The sequence below is a fragment of the Pseudomonas sp. L13 genome (assembly GCF_009935965.1).
Lineage (GTDB): Bacteria > Pseudomonadota > Gammaproteobacteria > Pseudomonadales > Pseudomonadaceae > Aquipseudomonas > Aquipseudomonas lactis.
On record NZ_QODJ01000009.1, the window covers coordinates 1 to 16610 of the forward strand.

14 protein-coding genes are annotated in these 16610 nt (G+C 59.3%); 10 read left to right on the top strand and 4 right to left on the bottom strand.

Annotated elements, in window-relative coordinates; all coding sequences use genetic code 11:
• Positions 1-289 precede the first annotated feature (289 nt).
• A complete protein-coding gene (locus DK871_RS07620) occupies positions 290-2785 on the top strand; it encodes a LuxR C-terminal-related transcriptional regulator (protein WP_161904568.1) in 2496 nt (831 codons plus the stop codon).
• Here DK871_RS07620 and DK871_RS07625 read toward each other — a convergent pair.
• Complete coding sequence (locus tag DK871_RS07625; RefSeq protein ID WP_161904621.1) at positions 2782-3657, bottom strand: helix-turn-helix domain-containing protein; 876 nt, start codon at positions 3655-3657, stop codon at positions 2782-2784. The two genes, DK871_RS07620 and DK871_RS07625, sit on opposite strands and share 4 nt — an antisense overlap.
• 136 nt (positions 3658-3793) lie before the next feature.
• Between DK871_RS07625 and DK871_RS07630 the strand changes: the two genes are divergently transcribed.
• Positions 3794-4696, top strand: coding sequence for a DMT family transporter (locus DK871_RS07630; RefSeq protein WP_161904569.1), 903 nt, complete (start codon positions 3794-3796; stop codon positions 4694-4696).
• Between the two features lie 213 nt (positions 4697-4909).
• Here the strand turns inward: DK871_RS07630 and norR are convergent, their stop codons facing one another.
• Positions 4910-6457, bottom strand: coding sequence for a nitric oxide reductase transcriptional regulator NorR (gene norR / locus DK871_RS07635; RefSeq protein ID WP_161904570.1), 1548 nt, complete (start codon positions 6455-6457; stop codon positions 4910-4912).
• Between the two features lie 147 nt (positions 6458-6604).
• Between norR and hmpA the strand changes: the two genes are divergently transcribed.
• The 8 genes from hmpA to queC all read left to right on the top strand — a co-directional run bounded on the left by hmpA (position 6605) and on the right by queC (position 14970).
• The gene (gene hmpA / locus DK871_RS07640; protein ID WP_161904571.1) at positions 6605-7786 is read left to right on the top strand and encodes an NO-inducible flavohemoprotein; all 1182 of its coding nucleotides are present in this window, start codon (positions 6605-6607) and stop codon (positions 7784-7786) included.
• A gap of 222 nt (positions 7787-8008) precedes the next feature.
• Positions 8009-8515, top strand: a complete 507-nt coding sequence (locus tag DK871_RS07645; protein WP_161904572.1) for a disulfide bond formation protein B — start codon at positions 8009-8011, stop codon at positions 8513-8515.
• A gap of 794 nt (positions 8516-9309) precedes the next feature.
• Positions 9310-10251, top strand: coding sequence for a ubiquinol oxidase subunit II (cyoA, locus tag DK871_RS07650; RefSeq protein WP_003194054.1), 942 nt, complete (start codon positions 9310-9312; stop codon positions 10249-10251).
• Between the two features lie 3 nt (positions 10252-10254).
• Entirely contained in the window at positions 10255-12273 is a 2019-nt protein-coding gene (cyoB, locus tag DK871_RS07655) for a cytochrome o ubiquinol oxidase subunit I (RefSeq protein WP_003194053.1), read from the top strand.
• A 3-nt stretch (positions 12274-12276) separates the two neighbouring features.
• Positions 12277-12903, top strand: coding sequence for a cytochrome o ubiquinol oxidase subunit III (locus DK871_RS07660; RefSeq protein ID WP_003194052.1), 627 nt, complete (start codon positions 12277-12279; stop codon positions 12901-12903).
• Positions 12903-13238: a cytochrome o ubiquinol oxidase subunit IV gene (cyoD, locus tag DK871_RS07665; protein ID WP_003194051.1), complete on the top strand. Its 336-nt coding sequence runs from the start codon at positions 12903-12905 to the stop codon at positions 13236-13238. The genes DK871_RS07660 and cyoD overlap by 1 nt, the downstream gene beginning before the upstream one ends.
• Before the next feature lie 11 nt (positions 13239-13249).
• Positions 13250-14137: a heme o synthase gene (gene cyoE, locus DK871_RS07670; protein ID WP_003194050.1), complete on the top strand. Its 888-nt coding sequence runs from the start codon at positions 13250-13252 to the stop codon at positions 14135-14137.
• Positions 14138-14271: 134 nt separating this feature from the next.
• Positions 14272-14970: a 7-cyano-7-deazaguanine synthase QueC gene (queC, locus tag DK871_RS07675; RefSeq protein ID WP_127881020.1), complete on the top strand. Its 699-nt coding sequence runs from the start codon at positions 14272-14274 to the stop codon at positions 14968-14970.
• A gap of 107 nt (positions 14971-15077) precedes the next feature.
• Here the strand turns inward: queC and DK871_RS07680 are convergent, their stop codons facing one another.
• Positions 15078-15941, bottom strand: a complete 864-nt coding sequence (locus DK871_RS07680; RefSeq protein WP_003194048.1) for a queuosine precursor transporter — start codon at positions 15939-15941, stop codon at positions 15078-15080.
• Entirely contained in the window at positions 15928-16533 is a 606-nt protein-coding gene (locus tag DK871_RS07685) for a helix-turn-helix transcriptional regulator (protein ID WP_003194047.1), read from the bottom strand. The genes DK871_RS07680 and DK871_RS07685 overlap by 14 nt, the downstream gene beginning before the upstream one ends.
• Positions 16534-16610 lie beyond the last annotated feature (77 nt).

The following is a 16610-nucleotide window of genomic DNA, read 5'->3' on the forward strand; positions in this document are numbered from 1 at the left end:
CCCAAATCCCTGTCGAATTCCGGCCAGCGTGGTTTAACGGGGCGCCTAAGATCAAAAGCAGATCAAGAGCAAGATCACGAGCGACCCGCTTCGCATCGTGGTTATCGTCTGCTGTTACAACCCACAAAGTTGTGTAGATACCGATGGCCATCCCAGGCAAGCCAGCTCCCACACTGAAGGGCGTATACCTTGGTTTTTATGGTCTTCAATCACCCCGCTGAATACTTCTTCAACAACCGCCAACCACAGGTCTAGGGTGACGCAACAATAAAAACAGCAGGATGCAGCAATGACCGCCATGACCCGCTGCCTGGACCGTTCTGGATGTATGCCACGGCTGTCCGCCCATCACCTGTTGCGTCCGCGCTTGTCACAGCCTTTGCTCGCGGCGCAGGCGCGTGTGAGGTTGCTGTGCGCGCCGGGTGGCAGTGGCAAGAGTGCACTGCTCGCCGAGTGTGCATTGCAGGCGCCGGCAGGATGCCTGGTTCATTGGATGCCGCTCCATGGCGCAGCACTCAGCCCATTGGAATTGTGCACACGGCTGGCGCAACAGCTGGGCCTGGTGTTTGTCGATGAAGCCACCTTATTGCTCGACCTCAGCCGCTGGCCTGATCCTACGTGGCTGTTTCTGGATGATTTCTGCCGCCTGCCGGCCCCCGAATTGGACGCGTTGCTCGACCGTCTGCTCAGCGCCAGCAGTGCGCAACTGACGTGGTGGCTGGGTGCGCGGCGGCGCCCGGTGTGCAACTGGCCGCGCCTGTTGCTGGAGGACGAATTGCTGGAATGCAGTGAGTTGTCGTTCAACGCTGCGGAGGTCCAGGCACTGCTCGCCCCAGGGCAGAGCGTTGACAGCGTGATGCAATTCAGCGGCGGTTGGTGTGCTGGTGTGCGCATCGCCGCGCTGGGCGATCACCACCCCGACAAGACCTTGCTGGATTACCTGCAACACGAACTCTTCAGCACCTTGTCGGCGCCACTGGCCGAAGCCTGGCGTGTATTGGCTCACCTGCCGCGCTTTAACCTGAGCCTGTGCGAACACCTGTTCGGCTATGGCGACGGCGACCAGTACCTGCGCGAGCTACAGGCGCTCGGGGCGTTTATCCAGCCCTGGGAAGACACCAGCGACTGGCTGCACATCTTCCCACCGTTGGCGCGCCTGCTGCGCGACGAACCCTGGCCGGCCAAACGTTCATGGCACCGCCGCGCCTGCCAGTGGTTCAGCGCCGAGCGCGACTGGCAAGCCGCCTTCGAGCAGGCGTTGCTGGCGCAGGAATATGAAGTGGCGGTGAGCCTGTTGCAGCACTTCAGTTTCGAGGATTTGTTTCGCGAGCAGAACGCGGTGTTGCTGTTACGCCTGCATGAACAGCATGGCGATGAGTTGATGTTGGGTTCCGCGCAGTTGGTGGGGCTGCTCACGGCCGCGTTGTTGTTCGCCGGGCGATTCGAACAGGCGGCCTTGTGCATCGACCAACTGGCCCGGTTCGCCCCGCAACCGACGGCCGCCGCGCAGCGCTACCTGCTGGCGCGTTGGCAGGCGCAGTGGGGTTGGTTGCTGCATTTGAGCGGTGATGCCGAGCGCTCCGGTGAGCACTTTCTCGAAGCCCTGCAAGCGCTGCCTGACAGCGCCTGGACATCACGGCTGATGTGCCTGTCGGGCCTGACCCAGCAAGCCTTGCTGCGCGGTGAGTTGGAGGCCGCCCAACGCTTGAACCGTGAAGCGCTATGCCTGGCCCGGGCCCACGGTTCGCTGGTATTGGAGGCCCTGCTGGAGTTGGATCACGCCCAGTTGCTGGAACAGCGTGGCGCGCCGTACCGGGCACAAAGCCTGTTGGAAACGGTGCAAGCGATGTTGGCCGGGCAACGGCTCACCGCCGGGCCGTTGGTGGGGCGTATTGTCCTGCGATGTGGGCATCTGGCCTTGCGTCAGGGCCAAGACACCCTGGCCGCCGAGTGTTTCGAGACCGGCTTGAGCATGTGCCTGCAAAGCCAGGACAAGCGCGTGCTATATGGCTATCTCGGCCTGGCGCTGCTGGCGGCCAACCGTGGCGACTACGCCCAAGCCTTTATTCAATTGCGCGACGCCGAGCGCCTGATGCAGCAGCGCCATGTCCCGGAGACGGTGTATCGCGCGGTGTTGTTGTTGGTCAGCGGACACCTGTGGCTACAACAGGGCCGGGCTGAATTGACGGTACAAGCGGTGCGCCGGGTGTTGCGCCATTTCCGTGGGCCCAGTGCCAAGCAGGCACCGCCGGCGACCCTGGAACTGATCCCGCGTCTGGAGTATTTGCTGGTGCTGGCCGAGGTCAGGCTGGGCTGTGCCGAGCAACCTATCGCACGGCTCAATGCCTTGCTCGAAACCTCCCGGCAGCGCGGCATGCTGTGTCTGGAAACCGAACTGCACCTGGTGTTGGGTGAGGTGACCTGGCAACTCGGTGACCCGGCGTTGGCCCGTCGTGCATTGCAGGCCGGGCTGGCGCTGGCGGCTCGTTGCCAGGTACAGCAGGCGATTCGCGAGCTGCGCTTGCGTGCCCCTGGGCTATTGAGTGATCTGGGCCTGGAGCCTCAGGTCACGCCTGCCGGTGCGACGCAAAACCCTCTGAGCCAGCGCGAACTCGAAGTGTTGCAGTTGATCGCCCTGGGCAGCTCCAATCTGGAAATCGCCGACCGCCTGTATATCTCCTTGCACACCGTCAAGACCCATGCACGGCGCATCCACAGCAAACTCGGGGTGGAGCGACGCACTCAGGCGGTGGCCAAGGCCAAGACGCTGGGCTTGATGGCCTAGGCGCGCAATGCCTGGCGATATTCACCCGGGGTGGCGCCCATGGCTTGGCGAAAGCGTTGGTTGAAATGGCTGGCGCTGGAAAAACCGCACCTCAAGGCGACCTCACCTAAGGGCAACGAGCTGCTGCGCAGCAAAGTTTGCGCGCGTGCCAGGCGGCGTGCCAGCAGGTATTGATGGGGCGGCACGCCGAAGCTCTGACGGAACATCCGGGCGAAATGGTATTCCGACAGGGCGCACATCGACGCCAACTGGCCGAGGCTGATGGGATCTTCAACATGGTGGTCGATGTACTCCACCAAACGCCGCCGTTGGTGCGCCGCCAACCCGCCTTTGAGGCGCAGGCCGTCGCGCACGCCGACCTGGTTGAGCAGGGTGTGGCTGAGCAGTTCATGGGCCAGGCTGCTGGTCAGCAGGCGCTCGCCGGGTTCGAGCCAGTTGAGGCTAATCAACTGGTGAAAGCGTCGGGCCTGACGGGCGTCCTCAAGGAAGGTCGTCTCACGCAACTGCAACTCCCGCGGCTCGCGGTCCAGCAGGGTGACGCAGCCGAGGGCAAATTGCTCCGGGCTGAAATACACATGGGCCAGGCGTATCTCGCCATTGATCACCCAGGCCGACTGATGCTCGGCCGGCAGGATGCACAGTTTGTCGGGGCCACCCTTGAGGCCCGGCTGATCACGCCGAAAGGTGCCCGTGCCGCCGCCGATATAACAGGACAAAGTGTGATGGCTGGGCGCCTGGTAGTCCTGGGCATCGTGGTGGTTGCTCCACACGGCCGCAGACAAACCGTCACCGAGCTCGGCGCAGGCTTCCAAGCGTGCGTGAGGCGAGCGGTTGAGGGATTGAAAGACGTGCAGCGATTCCAGCTCTGGCATGGTGTGTTCTCCGACGTCTTGCATCCTACTCCCGGCGGCGGGCGCTGTGAGCCCATCGCCCGACAAAAGCGCAAGAATGTGCAAGAACCTCAGGGTGGTTGAAGGCAACACTGTGGCTCAAACGACGGAGCCTGCTATGAACCTCTTCCTGTATTTACTCACGGTGCTGATTTGGGGCACCACCTGGATTGCGCTCAAGTGGCAGCTGGGCGTGGTGGCGATTCCCGTGTCGATTGTCTATCGCTTCGGCCTGGCGGCGCTGGTGCTGTTTGCGCTGTTGCTGCTCAGCCGCAAGTTGCAGGTGATGAACCGGCGCGGGCACCTGATCTGCCTGGCCCAAGGGCTGTGCCTGTTCTGCGTCAACTTCATGTGCTTTCTCACTGCCAGCCAGTGGATCCCCAGTGGCCTGGTGGCCGTGGTGTTCTCCACGGCGACCTTGTGGAACGCGCTCAATGCCCGGGTGTTTTTCGGCCAGCGGGTGGCGCGTAACGTGTTGATGGGCGGGGCGCTTGGGTTGCTGGGGCTGGGCTTTTTATTCTGGCCGGAGCTGGTTGGGCATACCGCTAGCCCGCAAACCCTGTTGGGCCTGGGCTTGGCCCTGCTGGGCACCCTGTGCTTCTCGGCGGGCAACCTGTTGTCCAGCCTGCAACAGAAGGCTGGGCTCAAGCCGTTGACCACCAATGCCTGGGGCATGGCCTATGGGGCGGCGATGTTGGCGACCTATTGTGCGGTGCGTGGCATTCCCTTCGAGATGGACTGGAGTGCACGGTATATCGGCGCGCTGTGGTACCTGGTGATCCCGGGCTCGGTGATTGGTTTTACCGCTTACCTCACCCTGGTGGGCCGCATGGGGCCGGAGAAAGCGGCGTATTGCACGGTGCTGTTTCCGGTGGTGGCGCTGAATGTGTCGGCAGTGGCCGAGGGTTACCAGTGGACGGCGCCGGCGTTGATGGGGCTGGTGTTGGTGATGCTGGGGAATGTGCTGGTGTTTCGTAAGCCTCGGGCCATCGTGCCGGACCTCAAGGCTAGCCGGGTCTGAATGTGGAGCTGGCTTGCCCTAATGCCAGTCAGTTAAGGCTTTTTTGTAGGAGCGAGCTTGCTCGCGAAAAACTCACAGGCGTCGCGTTCATTCAGCAAGCGCGCGTTATCGTTGACGTTTTTCGCGAGCAAGCTCGCTCCTACAGAGGCGGTGACCGCTTAACTGACTGGCATTAGGGCAAGCCAGCTCCCACATTTGACTGAGGTGCCTGATTTATTTGAGGCCCAGGCGCTTGGCCATGCGCCCCAGGTTGGCGCGGTCCAGGCCCAGTTCGCGGGCGGCGCTGGCCCAGTTGTGCTGGTGGCGTTCCAGGCAGGCGCTGATGAGTTGGCGCTGGTAGTGCTCGGTGGCCTGGCGCAGGTCGCCGCCGACCATGGGCAGGGCTTGGGCCGGTGCTTGTTCGGCCACCGCGGGAGTCACCTCGGGCAAGTCCAGATCCAGGGCACTCAGGCTGAGAATCTTCGGGCGCTCGCGGCAGTTGCCCAGGGCTTTCAACGCGCTGCGTCCGATCAAATGCTCCAGCTCGCGCACATTGCCCGGCCAGTTGTAGGCCAGCAGCGCCGCCTGGGCATCACCGGTCAGGCGCAGGCTGCCCAGGCCCATGCGCGAACGGTTCTGTTCAAGGAAGAAGCCCGCCAACAGCAGCACATCACGCCCGCGCTCGCGCAGCGCCGGCACTTGCAGCGGGTAGACGCTCAAACGGTGGTAGAAGTCGGCGCGGTAGCGGCCATTGCGCACCTCTTCGGCGAGGTCGCGGTTGGTGGCGGCAATCAGGCGCACGTCCACCTGGTGCTCCTTGTCCGAGCCCAATCGCTGTAACTGGCCGCTTTGCAGCACGCGCAGCAATTTGGCCTGCACGGTCAACGACAACTCACCCACTTCATCCAGGAACAAGGTGCCGCCATTGGCCAGTTCGAACTTGCCTCGGCGCTCGTTCAACGCGCCGGTAAAGGCGCCGCGCACATGCCCGAACAGTTCGCTTTCGACCAAGGTCTCGGGCAGGGCGGCGCAGTTGAGGCTGATTAGCGGTTTGTCGGCGCGCGAAGAGGCGGCGTGGATCGCCTGGGCCACCAACTCCTTGCCGACCCCGGTTTCGCCGGTGATCAGCACGGTCAGGTCGCTGCCGCCGACCAGGTTGATTTCCTCGACCAGGCGCTTGTGCGCTTTGCTCTGGCCGATCATTTCCTTGTGCTGCTGGCCGCTGGCCTGGCGATAGATCTCGGCGCGCTGGTGCTCGTCTTCGGCCCGCAGCGCCAGGCGCTCGATGCGTTCAGCCACGTTGACGGTGGCCGCGGCAAGGCTGGCGAAGGCTTGCAGGGCGTCCAGCTCGACCCGTTCAAAACGCTCGGTATCGAGGGCGTCCAGGGTCAGCAGGCCCCAGGGCTGGTCATCGATAAACAGCGGGCAGCCCATGCAGTCGTGTACTTCCAAGTGGCCGTGCAAGCCGGCGACCAGGCCGTCATAAGGGTCGGGCAATTCGCTGTCACTGTCGAAGCGGGTAGGGCCGGGGCTGCTCAGCAGGATCTCGAAGCGCGGATGTTCGCTGACCTTGAAGCGTCGGCCCAAGGTATCGGCGCTCAAGCCGTCCACCGCCAACGGCACCAACCACTCGCCATCCAGGCGTAACAACGCGGCGGCGTCGCAGGGCAGCAGGGCGCGCATGGCTTGCAGCAGGCGTCGGTAGCGCTCGCCTTCGGGCAAGTCCCGGGACAGGTCAGCGACCAACGGCAGCAAGGTGGTGAGCAGGGGTTGTGCAGTCATAATGACTCCTTGTAGTCCTTATGACTATAAAGTGTAGGAGGTCATACTGACTACAGAATATTTAACTTGTTGAAAATAAATGATTTATAAGTTGGCACGATTACTGATTGCCTTAAGGCAATCAGTAAGAAGACCCAGGAGTCTCCCATGCTTAGTGCCCAAGACCGTGCAATCATCAAATCTACCGTGCCCCTGCTGGAAAGCGGTGGCGAAGCGCTGATCACCCATTTTTATCGCATGATGCTGTCCGAGTACCCCGAGGTGCGCCCGCTATTCAACCAGGCCCACCAGGCCAGCGGTGACCAGCCTCGCGCCCTGGCCAATGGCGTGCTGATGTACGCGCGGCATATCGACCAGTTGGACCAACTGGGCGACCTGGTGGCCAAGATCATCAACAAGCACGTGGCCTTGCAGATCTTGCCGGAACACTACCCTATCGTTGGGGCGTGCCTGCTGCGGGCTATTTCCGAAGTGCTGGGCAGCGAGATTGCCACCCCCGAGGTCATGAGTGCCTGGGGCGCGGCCTACGGCCAGTTGGCAGACATTCTGATCGGCGCCGAAGCGGCCATCTACGACGAAAAAGCCCAGGCGCCCGGCGGCTGGCGGGGTGCGCGGCCGTTCCTGCTGGTCAAGCGCGTGGAGGAGAGCGACGAGATCATCTCCTTCTACTTTGCCCCTGTGGACAACGGCCCGATCCTGGCCGCAGCCCCCGGCCAGTACATCGGCCTGAAACTGGTGCTCGATGGCGAAGAAGTGCGCCGCAACTATTCCCTGTCGGCCCTCACCGACACTGGCCTGTACCGCATCAGCGTCAAGCGCGAAGCGGGTGGGCGGGTCTCCAATTACCTGCATGACCAGATGCACGTGGGTGCGACCATTGACCTGTTCCCACCGTCGGGCGAGTTCACCCTGGCCGCCAGTGATAAACCTCTGGTGCTGATCAGCGGCGGGGTAGGCATTACGCCCACACTGCCGATGCTCGAAGCCGCCCTGGCAACCGAACGCCCGGTGCATTTCATCCATTGCGCCCGTAACGGCGGGGTGCATGCGTTCCGTGACTGGGTGGACGCCCTGGCGGCCAAGCATCCGCAGCTCAAGCGTTTCTACTGCTACGCCGAGGATGACGGCATCAGCCCGGCGGCAGACAAGGTCGGCATGCTCAACCAGGAGCAACTGGCAGCCTGGTTGCCTGAGCAGCGCGACATTGATGCTTATTTCCTGGGGCCCAAGGGCTTCATGGCGGCGATCAAGCGGCATCTCAAGGCGCTGGGTGTGCCGCAGGAGCAGGCTCGCTATGAGTTCTTTGGCCCGGCGGCCGCGCTGGAATAGAATTTGGCCTATTGACCGTATCGGCATCATCGCGGGCAAGCCCGGCTCCCACAGAGGATTGCATTCCAATGTGGGAGCCGGGCTTGCCCGCGATGGCGTCCGAACAATCACTACATTTGCCACGATTAATCCGCCGTTAACCCCTCTCTGTTTTAACCACTGCCTGTGTGTAAACTTGTTGCCATCAGGCACAACCATAATCAGAGAAAGGGAAAGACGGGGATGATTGACGACATGCGTTTAGGCAGGGAGCGGCGCTTTCTGGTGTTGCTGGGCATCATCTGCCTGGCGCTGATTGGCGGGGCGCTGTACATGCAAGTGGTGCTGGGCGAAGCACCGTGCCCGCTGTGCATTCTGCAGCGCTATGCCTTGCTGCTGATTGCGTTCTTCGCGTTCATCGGCGCCGCCATGCGCACCAAGGGCGCACTGACGTTCTTCGAAGGGTTGGTGGTGCTCAGCGCCTTGGGTGGCGTGGCTGCGGCCGGACACCATGTGTACACCCAGTTCTTCCCTCAGGTCAGCTGCGGTATCGATGTGTTGCAACCGATCGTCGACGACCTGCCTCTGGCCAAGGTGTTTCCCCTGGGCTTCCAGGTCGATGGCTTCTGCAGCACCCCCTACCCACCGATCCTCGGCCTGTCCCTGGCCCAATGGGCACTGGTGGCATTCGTGCTGACGGCGATCCTGGTGCCCCTGTGCATCTATCGCAATCGTCATCCCAAAGCCTGAGTCGCCGCGCCTGCCAAACGCTCCGTTCCTTCTGATTGAAGGCCGGGGCGTTTTTGTTTGTAGGGATTTGTGAAAGCACCGTGACGAGGGGCAACGGAAGGTGCGCGCAGCGTGCGACATGTTGTCACACGGACGCTGTCGCAGGACGTTTCTGACCCGCCAAATCGGCCCTTAAATTTGCACCCGACGCACAAATTGTGCTGTCAGTTCGTGGTTCGCGCGGTGGCCCGATTTGTGTGCGGCCCCAACCCCTGCTGCCTCAATGAATGCCTTGTTTTATGGGGACTTGGACGGCATCCGCATGCCCTTACAAGCCGTAAGGGAAGTGGCACTGTGCCCAATAACACGGCAATTTTTGTGGTTTTTGTTGAGAATCGAACACGATAAGATCGCGAATCTTTGCAACTTTGGTGAAGGATTGTTGCTGGAATCGATAAAAATTATTTCTTTATAAGACATGGTTTATACATCGCTAGCTAACTACAATCGCCCGCACTGAATGTCCGGTGCTGTTCAATATTTGAGCATTGGAGCGGTCGAGGAGCAGATGGAAGGCTCAATGCGACCCCAGGTTCCGGCAGCCTTTCAACTATCCGCACCAAATGGAATTGGTCTGTAACAAGGCCTTTAGCCACGAAATCGAATAAGAACTCACTGCAGGTCCGTGAAACGTACAGTCATGACGTGTCGGGCAGGCTCTTATTCAATCGAAGAGAAATGCCAACCCTTGGCAGGGTGAAGTGTTGGCGATCAAAACCCAACTGCATTGCGCAAGCTGCTTTAGAGGTCGTGAGATGAGTAAAAACAGGTACCCCCGATTACTAGGCTTTTTGCCGCTGCTTGGCATGATGTTAATGCTGGGAGGCTGCAAGTGGACCTTGCTCGACCCAAAAGGACAGGTCGGTCTGGATGAACGAAACCTGATCATCACCGCTACCCTGCTGATGCTGCTGGTTGTGGTGCCTGTGATCGTGATGACCTTCGCCTTCGCCTGGAAATACCGCGCGTCCAACACCAGCGCTACCTACGCGCCGAAGTGGTCGCACTCCACCAAGATCGAGATCGCGGTGTGGCTGGTTCCGATCCTCATCATCATCGCCCTGGGTTACATCACCTATAAGTCGACCCACGCGCTGGACCCGTACCGTCCGCTGGAGTCCGACGTCAAGCCTGTGAACATCCAAGTGGTCGCGCTGGATTGGAAGTGGCTGTTCATCTACCCGGACCTGGGTATCGCCACTGTCAACGAGATCCGCTTCCCGGAGCACACCCCGCTTAATTTCCGGATCACCTCCGACGCCGTGATGAACTCGTTCTTCATCCCAGCACTGGGTGGCCAGATCTACGCGATGGCAGGCATGCAGACCCGCCTGCACCTGATCGCCAACCAGAAAGCTGAAATGGAAGGCATCTCCGCCAACTACAGCGGCGCTGGCTTCACCGGCATGAAATTCAAAGCGATCTCGACAAGCCAGGAAGATTTCGACGCCTGGGTAGCTGCAGTCAAGGCCGCACCTAAACAGCTTGATCAAGCTGAATACGACGCTCTGACCAAACCGAGCCAGAACAACCCTGTCGCCTTGTACTCCGCGTATGAGCCGGACCTGTTTCAGAAAATCGTCGACAAGTACGAAGGTATGAAGCCAGGCAAGCCGGTCAAGCACGAGAAGAAAGAAGTGGCCGTGGTTGAAGGTTCTGATACGGGCGCGCATTCAACTGCTGGGGCAGAGGAGTAAACGATGTTTGGTAAATTAAGTTGGGACGCGGTCCCATTCCACGAGCCGATCGTAATGGTGACTATCGCCATGATCGCGCTGGGTGGTTTGGCGCTGGTTGCGGGTATCACCTATTTCAAGAAGTGGTCCTACTTGTGGACCGAGTGGTTGACCTCGGTCGACCACAAGAAAATCGGCGTCATGTACGTCATCGTTGCCATGGTCATGCTGCTGCGTGGTTTTGCCGACGCCATCATGATGCGTACCCAGTTGGCCATGGCCACCGAGGGTTCGCCTGGCTACCTGCCACCTGAACACTATGACCAGATCTTCACCGCTCACGGTGTGATCATGATCATCTTCATGGCGATGCCATTCTTCACCGGCTTGATGAACCTTGCCTTGCCGCTGCAGATTGGTGCGCGTGACGTTGCCTACCCGTTCCTGAACTCCCTGAGCTTCTGGCTGCTGGTTTCCGGCGTGGTGCTGATCAACGTTTCCCTGGGCGTCGGCGAATTCGCCAAGACCGGCTGGGTTGCGTATCCGCCATTGTCGGGCTTGCAATACAGTCCGGGCGTGGGTGTGGACTACTACATCTGGGCGCTACAGTTATCAGGGCTCGGGACGACATTGACGGGGGTCAACTTCCTGGCCACCGTCCTGAAAATGCGCGCCCCTGGCATGAAACTGATGGACATGCCGATCTTCACCTGGACCTGCACCTGGGCAAACGTGCTGATCGTGGCTTCGTTCCCGATCCTGGCCGCTACCATGGCGCTGCTGTCGCTTGACCGTTACCTGGATTTCCACATTTTCACCAATGAACTTGGTGGCAATCCAATGATGTACGTGAACCTGTTCTGGGCATGGGGTCACCCTGAGGTGTACATCCTGATCCTGCCGGCGTTCGGTATCTTCTCCGAAGTGATCTCGACCTTTACCGGCAAGCGCCTGTTCGGTCACCACTCGATGGTCTACGCCTCGGGCGCAATCTCCGTACTGGGCTTCATGGTATGGCTGCACCACTTCTTCACCATGGGTTCGGGGGCCAGCGTCAACGCTTTCTTCGGCCTGGCGACGATGCTGATTTCCATCCCGACGGGGGTGAAGCTATTCAACTGGCTGTTCACCATCTACCACGGTCGTCTGCGCATGACCAGCCAGGTCCTGTGGACCCTGGGCTTCATGGTGACTTTCGCCATCGGCGGCATGACCGGCGTACTGCTGGCCATCCCGGGTGCTGACTTCGTGCTGCACAACAGCCTGTTCGTGATCGCCCACTTCCACAACGTGATCATCGGTGGTGCGGTATTCGGCTACATCGCTGGTTTCAGCTTCTACTTCCCGAAAGCGTTCGGCTTCAAGCTGCACGAAGGCTGGGGCAAGGCTGCGTTCTGGTTCTGGATCTCGGGCTTCTTCGTCGCGTTCATGCCGCTCTATGCACTGGGCTTCATGGGCATGACCCGTCGTCTGAACGCCACCACCAACCCTGAGTGGGTACCGTACCTGTACGTTGCCATGTTCGGTGCGGTGATGATCGCTGTGGGCATCGCCTGCCAGCTGATCCAGCTGTACGTCAGCGTGCGTGATCGCAAGCAGAACATGTGCGAATCCGGCGACCCATGGAACGGCCACACCCTGGAATGGTCGACCTCGTCGCCACCACCGTTCTACAATTTCGCCGTGATCCCTACTGCGAACACCATTGATGCGTTCACCGAAGCCAAGGAAGACGGTACTGCGTACCAGAAGCCCAAGCACTACGAACCGATCCACATGCCAAACAACACCGCCACTGGCGTGGTGATGGGTGCGCTGTTGACCGTGTTCGGTTTCGCGATGATCTGGCACATCTGGTGGCTGGCAATCGCGAGCCTGGTGGGCACTATCGGTTACTTCATCATTCACGCTGCCCGTGATGATCAAGGCTACATGGTGCCGGTCGAAACGATCGAACGCATCGAAGCCGAGCAGCACGCTCGCCTGGTAGCCGAGAAGAAGATCCCGGCCAACCGTGTAGAAACCTCGTTGGAACAGGCTTAAACCATGTCGAACTTAGTGACCAATGCTGGACACGCCCATGTCGATGACCATGGGCACGATGACCACCACCACGACTCGGGGCCGATAACCGTCTACGGTTTCTGGCTCTACCTGATGACCGACTGCATCTTGTTTGCGTCGATCTTCGCGGTGTACGCGGTACTGGTAAACAACGTAGCGGGTGGCCCGTCGGGCCACGACATCTTCGAACTGCCTTACGTGCTCGGCGAAACCGCCTTGCTGTTGTTCAGTTCGATCACCTACGGCTTCGCCATGTTGGCCTTCTACAAGGGCAACAAGAAGGGCGTACTGAGCTGGCTGGGCCTGACCTTCCTGTTCGGCCTGGGCTTCATCGGCATGGAGATCAACGAGTTCCACCTGCTGATCTCCGAAGGCTACGGCCCGCACCGTTCCGGTTTCCTGTCGGCGTTCTTCACGCTGGTCGGCACCCACGGTCTGCACGTATCCGCTGGCCTGCTGTGGATGGCGGTGATGATGTATCAGGTCAATAAGCACGGCCTGACCAACACCAACAAGACCCGCCTGAGCTGCCTGAGCCTGTTCTGGCACTTCCTGGACGTGGTCTGGATCTGCGTATTCACCGTCGTTTACTTGATGGGGACTCTGTAATGGCTAATGCACACTCCCATGACAGCCACGATTCGAGCCACGGCAGCGTAAAGTCTTACGCCATCGGCTTCATCCTGTCGGTCATCCTGACCCTGATCCCGTTCGGCCTGGTGATGTACCCAACCTTGCCGAAGTCGATCACCTTGATGATCGTCCTGGCGTTCGCGGTGATTCAGGTGCTGGTTCACCTGGTGTACTTCCTGCACCTGGACCGCTCCAAAGAGCAGCGCGAGAACGTGATCGCGTTTGTGTTCGCAGGCCTGGTGATCGTTCTGCTGGTTGGTCTGTCGCTGTGGATCATGTTCAGCATCCACACCTACATGATGGCGAAGTGAGGTAAGACCCGATGTCGCTTAAGCACTTTATCCAAATCACCAAACCGGGGATCATTTTCGGTAACGTGCTTTCTGTGGCGGGCGGTTTCTTCCTGGCCTCCAAGGGACATGTCGATCTGGCCATCTTCCTGGCGGCAATGATCGGTACGTCCCTGGTGGTTGCTTCCGGTTGCGTATTCAACAACTGCATCGACCGTGACATCGACATCAAGATGGAGCGCACCAAGAATCGCGTGCTGGTCCAGGGCCTCATCTCCCTGAAGCTGGCACTGATCTACGCGACCGTCCTGGGTGTTGCCGGTGTGGCCCTGTTGTACAAGGTGGCCAACCCGTTGGCGGCGCTGTTTGCCGTGATCGGTTTTGTCATCTACGTCGGCCTCTACAGCCTGTACCTCAAGCGCAAGTCGGTTCACGGCACGCTGGTGGGCAGTCTGTCGGGGGCGATGCCTCCGGTGATTGGTTATGTGGCTGTGACCAATAGCTTCGACATGGCCGCGCTGACGCTGCTGGTGATGTTCAGCCTGTGGCAGATGCCGCATTCCTACGCCATCGCGATTTTCCGCTTCAATGACTACCTGGCTGCATCGATTCCGGTATTGCCGGTCAAGCGTGGCATCCAGGTGGCCAAGAAACACATCCTGCTCTACATCCTGGCCTTCCTCGTGGCGACCTTGATGTTGACCTTCAGTGGCTACGCCGGCATGAGCTACCTCGCTGTCGCAGCCGCCATGGGCATGTACTGGTTGTACATGGCCTGGACCGGCTACAAGGCGGTGGACGACACCGTCTGGGCGCGCAAGCTGTTCGTGTTCTCGATCTTCACCATCACCGCGCTCAGCGTGATGATGTCCCTGGATTTCCAAGTGCCGAAAGAGCTGTTGCTGACCTACGCCCACTGAGTGGTCTTGCAGTAAAAAAGCCCCGCCTTCGAAAGTCGCGCGGGGTTTTTTATTGAGCGCTGCGTTATCTTTGACGTTTTTCGCGAGCGAGCTCGCTCCTACCTCCCAATTCTACAAATGCAGGAAGCAATGCAATGAGTAAAAAAGCCGTGATGGTCTTCAGTGGCGGGCAGGATTCGACCACCTGCCTGATCCAGGCCCTGCCGCTGTATGACGAAGTGCACTGCATTACCTTCGATTACGGCCAACGCCACGTGGCAGAAATCGAAGTGGCCCAGAAGCTGGCCAAGCAGTTGGGTGCCACTGTGCACAAAGTGATGGATGTGTCCCTGCTCAATGAGCTTGCGATCAGCAGCCTTACCCGTGACAACATTCCGGTGCCGACCGTGAACAGCTCGGGTGAAAGCCTGCCGAGCACCTTTGTGCCGGGGCGCAACATCCTGTTCCTGACCCTGGCTGCGATCTACGCCTACCAAGTCAAGGCCGAGACCGTCATCACCGGCGTGTGCGAAACTGACTTCTCGGGCTACCCCGATTGCCGGGATGAGTTTGTCAAAGCGCTGAACCAGGCCCTCAAGCTGGGCATGGAATACGATGTGCGCCTGGACACCCCGTTGATGTGGCTGAACAAAGCCGAGACCTGGGCCCTGGCCGATTACCACGGGCAACTGGAGCTGGTGCGCGAGCAGACGCTGACTTGCTACAACGGCATCATCGGTACTGGCTGCGGCGAGTGTGATGCGTGCAACCTGCGCGCTCGGGGCTTGAATGACTACCTGCAGAACAAGACACCTGTCATGCAGAGCCTCAAGCACAAGTTAAAACTCAAATAACCTGTGTAGGAGCGAGCTTGCTCGCGAAGAACCCGAGAGCGCCGCGTTCCACCAGATGCGCTGCGTGATCGTTGACGTTCTTCGCGAGCAAGCTCGCTCCTACAGGATTATTGATAGCGCTTGAACAATGAGCGTGCGCCATAGGCGGGCAGGATATTGAAGAACGCAAAGCCGACTTTGATCGCGATCTGCACATAAATCATGCTGAGGATATCGCTGGTCTGCATGGCGCCGTAGAAGGCAATAAAGCAGAACAGGAAGCTGTCGATAATCACCGCGAAGAATGTACTGAGGAATATCCGCAGGTACAGGTACCTGGAGTTGGTCAGCTCCTTGATCTTGCACAGCAGGTAGGAGTTTATGTTCTCCGACACCAGGAACGACACCGAAGAGGCCACCAGCACCGACGACACTTGCAGGATCACGTCGGTATAAGGCCCATCCAGCTTCCAGCCCGGTAGCCCCGGCAGGAACGTGGAGCCATACAGCAGGATGATGATCATCGCGTTGCTGGCAAACGCAAACAGAATGGCCCGCCTGGCCAGGCGCAAGCCGAAATTCTCGTTGAGCAAGTCCACGATCAAAAAGGTCAGCGGGTACAGGAATGTGCCCGGTGTGACGATGATGCCCAACGACTCCAGGTAAATCGGCTTGGTCGCGGCAATGCTGGTGAAGATATAGAAGGTGAACAGCAGCAAGTTCAGGATGATGTAGATCATCCAGGAGTTTTCATTGCGGTCGTTTATCTCGTAAGCGGTCAGCGCTCCGCCTTGGGAGTAGAACTTCTTGTACAGGTTCTTGATTTCCATCTTGTTGAAGTTGTCCATCATTTCACTGCTGAGCACTTCACTCAGCTTGATCTTGAGGACCTTGCCCGTGGCGATCACCATGATCACCGCCAGGCGCTTGTCATTTTCAAAACCCAGCAACTTGTATTTGCTGTTTTCCACGGCGCCCTCAGACGTTGTCATTGAAGCGCTCCTCAAGGATGTCGCCGATGACACACAAACGCTCTGAGTTCCCACAGGGTTCGAGGGTGATGAACAGCTTCTTGGTGGCGCGGTCGTACACCAGTTTTTCTTTATCGTCGCTCGACGAGCCTTTCTGCACGATCAGCAAATCCCCAGGCTCATTAAGGCCGGGAATCCCATGCTCCAGGCGCACGCCGATCAGGTTGCAGGCGCTGCCAAAGTAATAGGTCAGCGGATGAAGCGTGGCCAGTTCACCGATGCGCTTGCCCAGGTTCTGCATGAGCAGGCTTTCCTTGAGCACAGGCACTGCCGCGGGGTTCTTGTTACCCAGTGGAGAAACGTTGCTCTCGATGACTTCCTTGGCCTCAAAACTGATGGTCTCGATTTCTTCGTAGGACACGCCAAAGAAGTCCGAGATCTTGCGAATCGTCGACTGCTGTACGTTAACGACCTTGCCTTCCAGGATGTTGTAGATGGTGGTCCTGGTCAGGCCGGCGGCACTGCTCAACGAAAGCTGGGTTTCGCCACGACTCTTGATCAAGTACTTGATATTGCTCTTCAAGTGCTCGGTTTTTTCCCGTCTGTGTATCAAGTGCTCACCACTTCCATTTAGTCATCAGTCCATGCCGGCACAACCCAATGTTGCGGGTTTGGCGGCAGTGAAAGTGT

What these genes read in the sequence shown, in the direction of transcription:
- DK871_RS07620 (WP_161904568.1), top strand. Translation starts at nt 290, where the DNA reads ATGACCGCCATGACCCGCTGCCTGGACCGTTCTGGATGTATGCCACGG.
- DK871_RS07625 (WP_161904621.1), bottom strand. Translation starts at nt 3,657, where the DNA reads ATGCCAGAGCTGGAATCGCTGCACGTCTTTCAATCCCTCAACCGCTCG.
- DK871_RS07630 (WP_161904569.1), top strand. Translation starts at nt 3,794, where the DNA reads ATGAACCTCTTCCTGTATTTACTCACGGTGCTGATTTGGGGCACCACC.
- norR (WP_161904570.1), bottom strand. Translation starts at nt 6,457, where the DNA reads ATGACTGCACAACCCCTGCTCACCACCTTGCTGCCGTTGGTCGCTGAC.
- hmpA (WP_161904571.1), top strand. Translation starts at nt 6,605, where the DNA reads ATGCTTAGTGCCCAAGACCGTGCAATCATCAAATCTACCGTGCCCCTG.
- DK871_RS07645 (WP_161904572.1), top strand. Translation starts at nt 8,009, where the DNA reads ATGATTGACGACATGCGTTTAGGCAGGGAGCGGCGCTTTCTGGTGTTG.
- cyoA (WP_003194054.1), top strand. Translation starts at nt 9,310, where the DNA reads ATGAGTAAAAACAGGTACCCCCGATTACTAGGCTTTTTGCCGCTGCTT.
- cyoB (WP_003194053.1), top strand. Translation starts at nt 10,255, where the DNA reads ATGTTTGGTAAATTAAGTTGGGACGCGGTCCCATTCCACGAGCCGATC.
- DK871_RS07660 (WP_003194052.1), top strand. Translation starts at nt 12,277, where the DNA reads ATGTCGAACTTAGTGACCAATGCTGGACACGCCCATGTCGATGACCAT.
- cyoD (WP_003194051.1), top strand. Translation starts at nt 12,903, where the DNA reads ATGGCTAATGCACACTCCCATGACAGCCACGATTCGAGCCACGGCAGC.
- cyoE (WP_003194050.1), top strand. Translation starts at nt 13,250, where the DNA reads ATGTCGCTTAAGCACTTTATCCAAATCACCAAACCGGGGATCATTTTC.
- queC (WP_127881020.1), top strand. Translation starts at nt 14,272, where the DNA reads ATGAGTAAAAAAGCCGTGATGGTCTTCAGTGGCGGGCAGGATTCGACC.
- DK871_RS07680 (WP_003194048.1), bottom strand. Translation starts at nt 15,941, where the DNA reads ATGACAACGTCTGAGGGCGCCGTGGAAAACAGCAAATACAAGTTGCTG.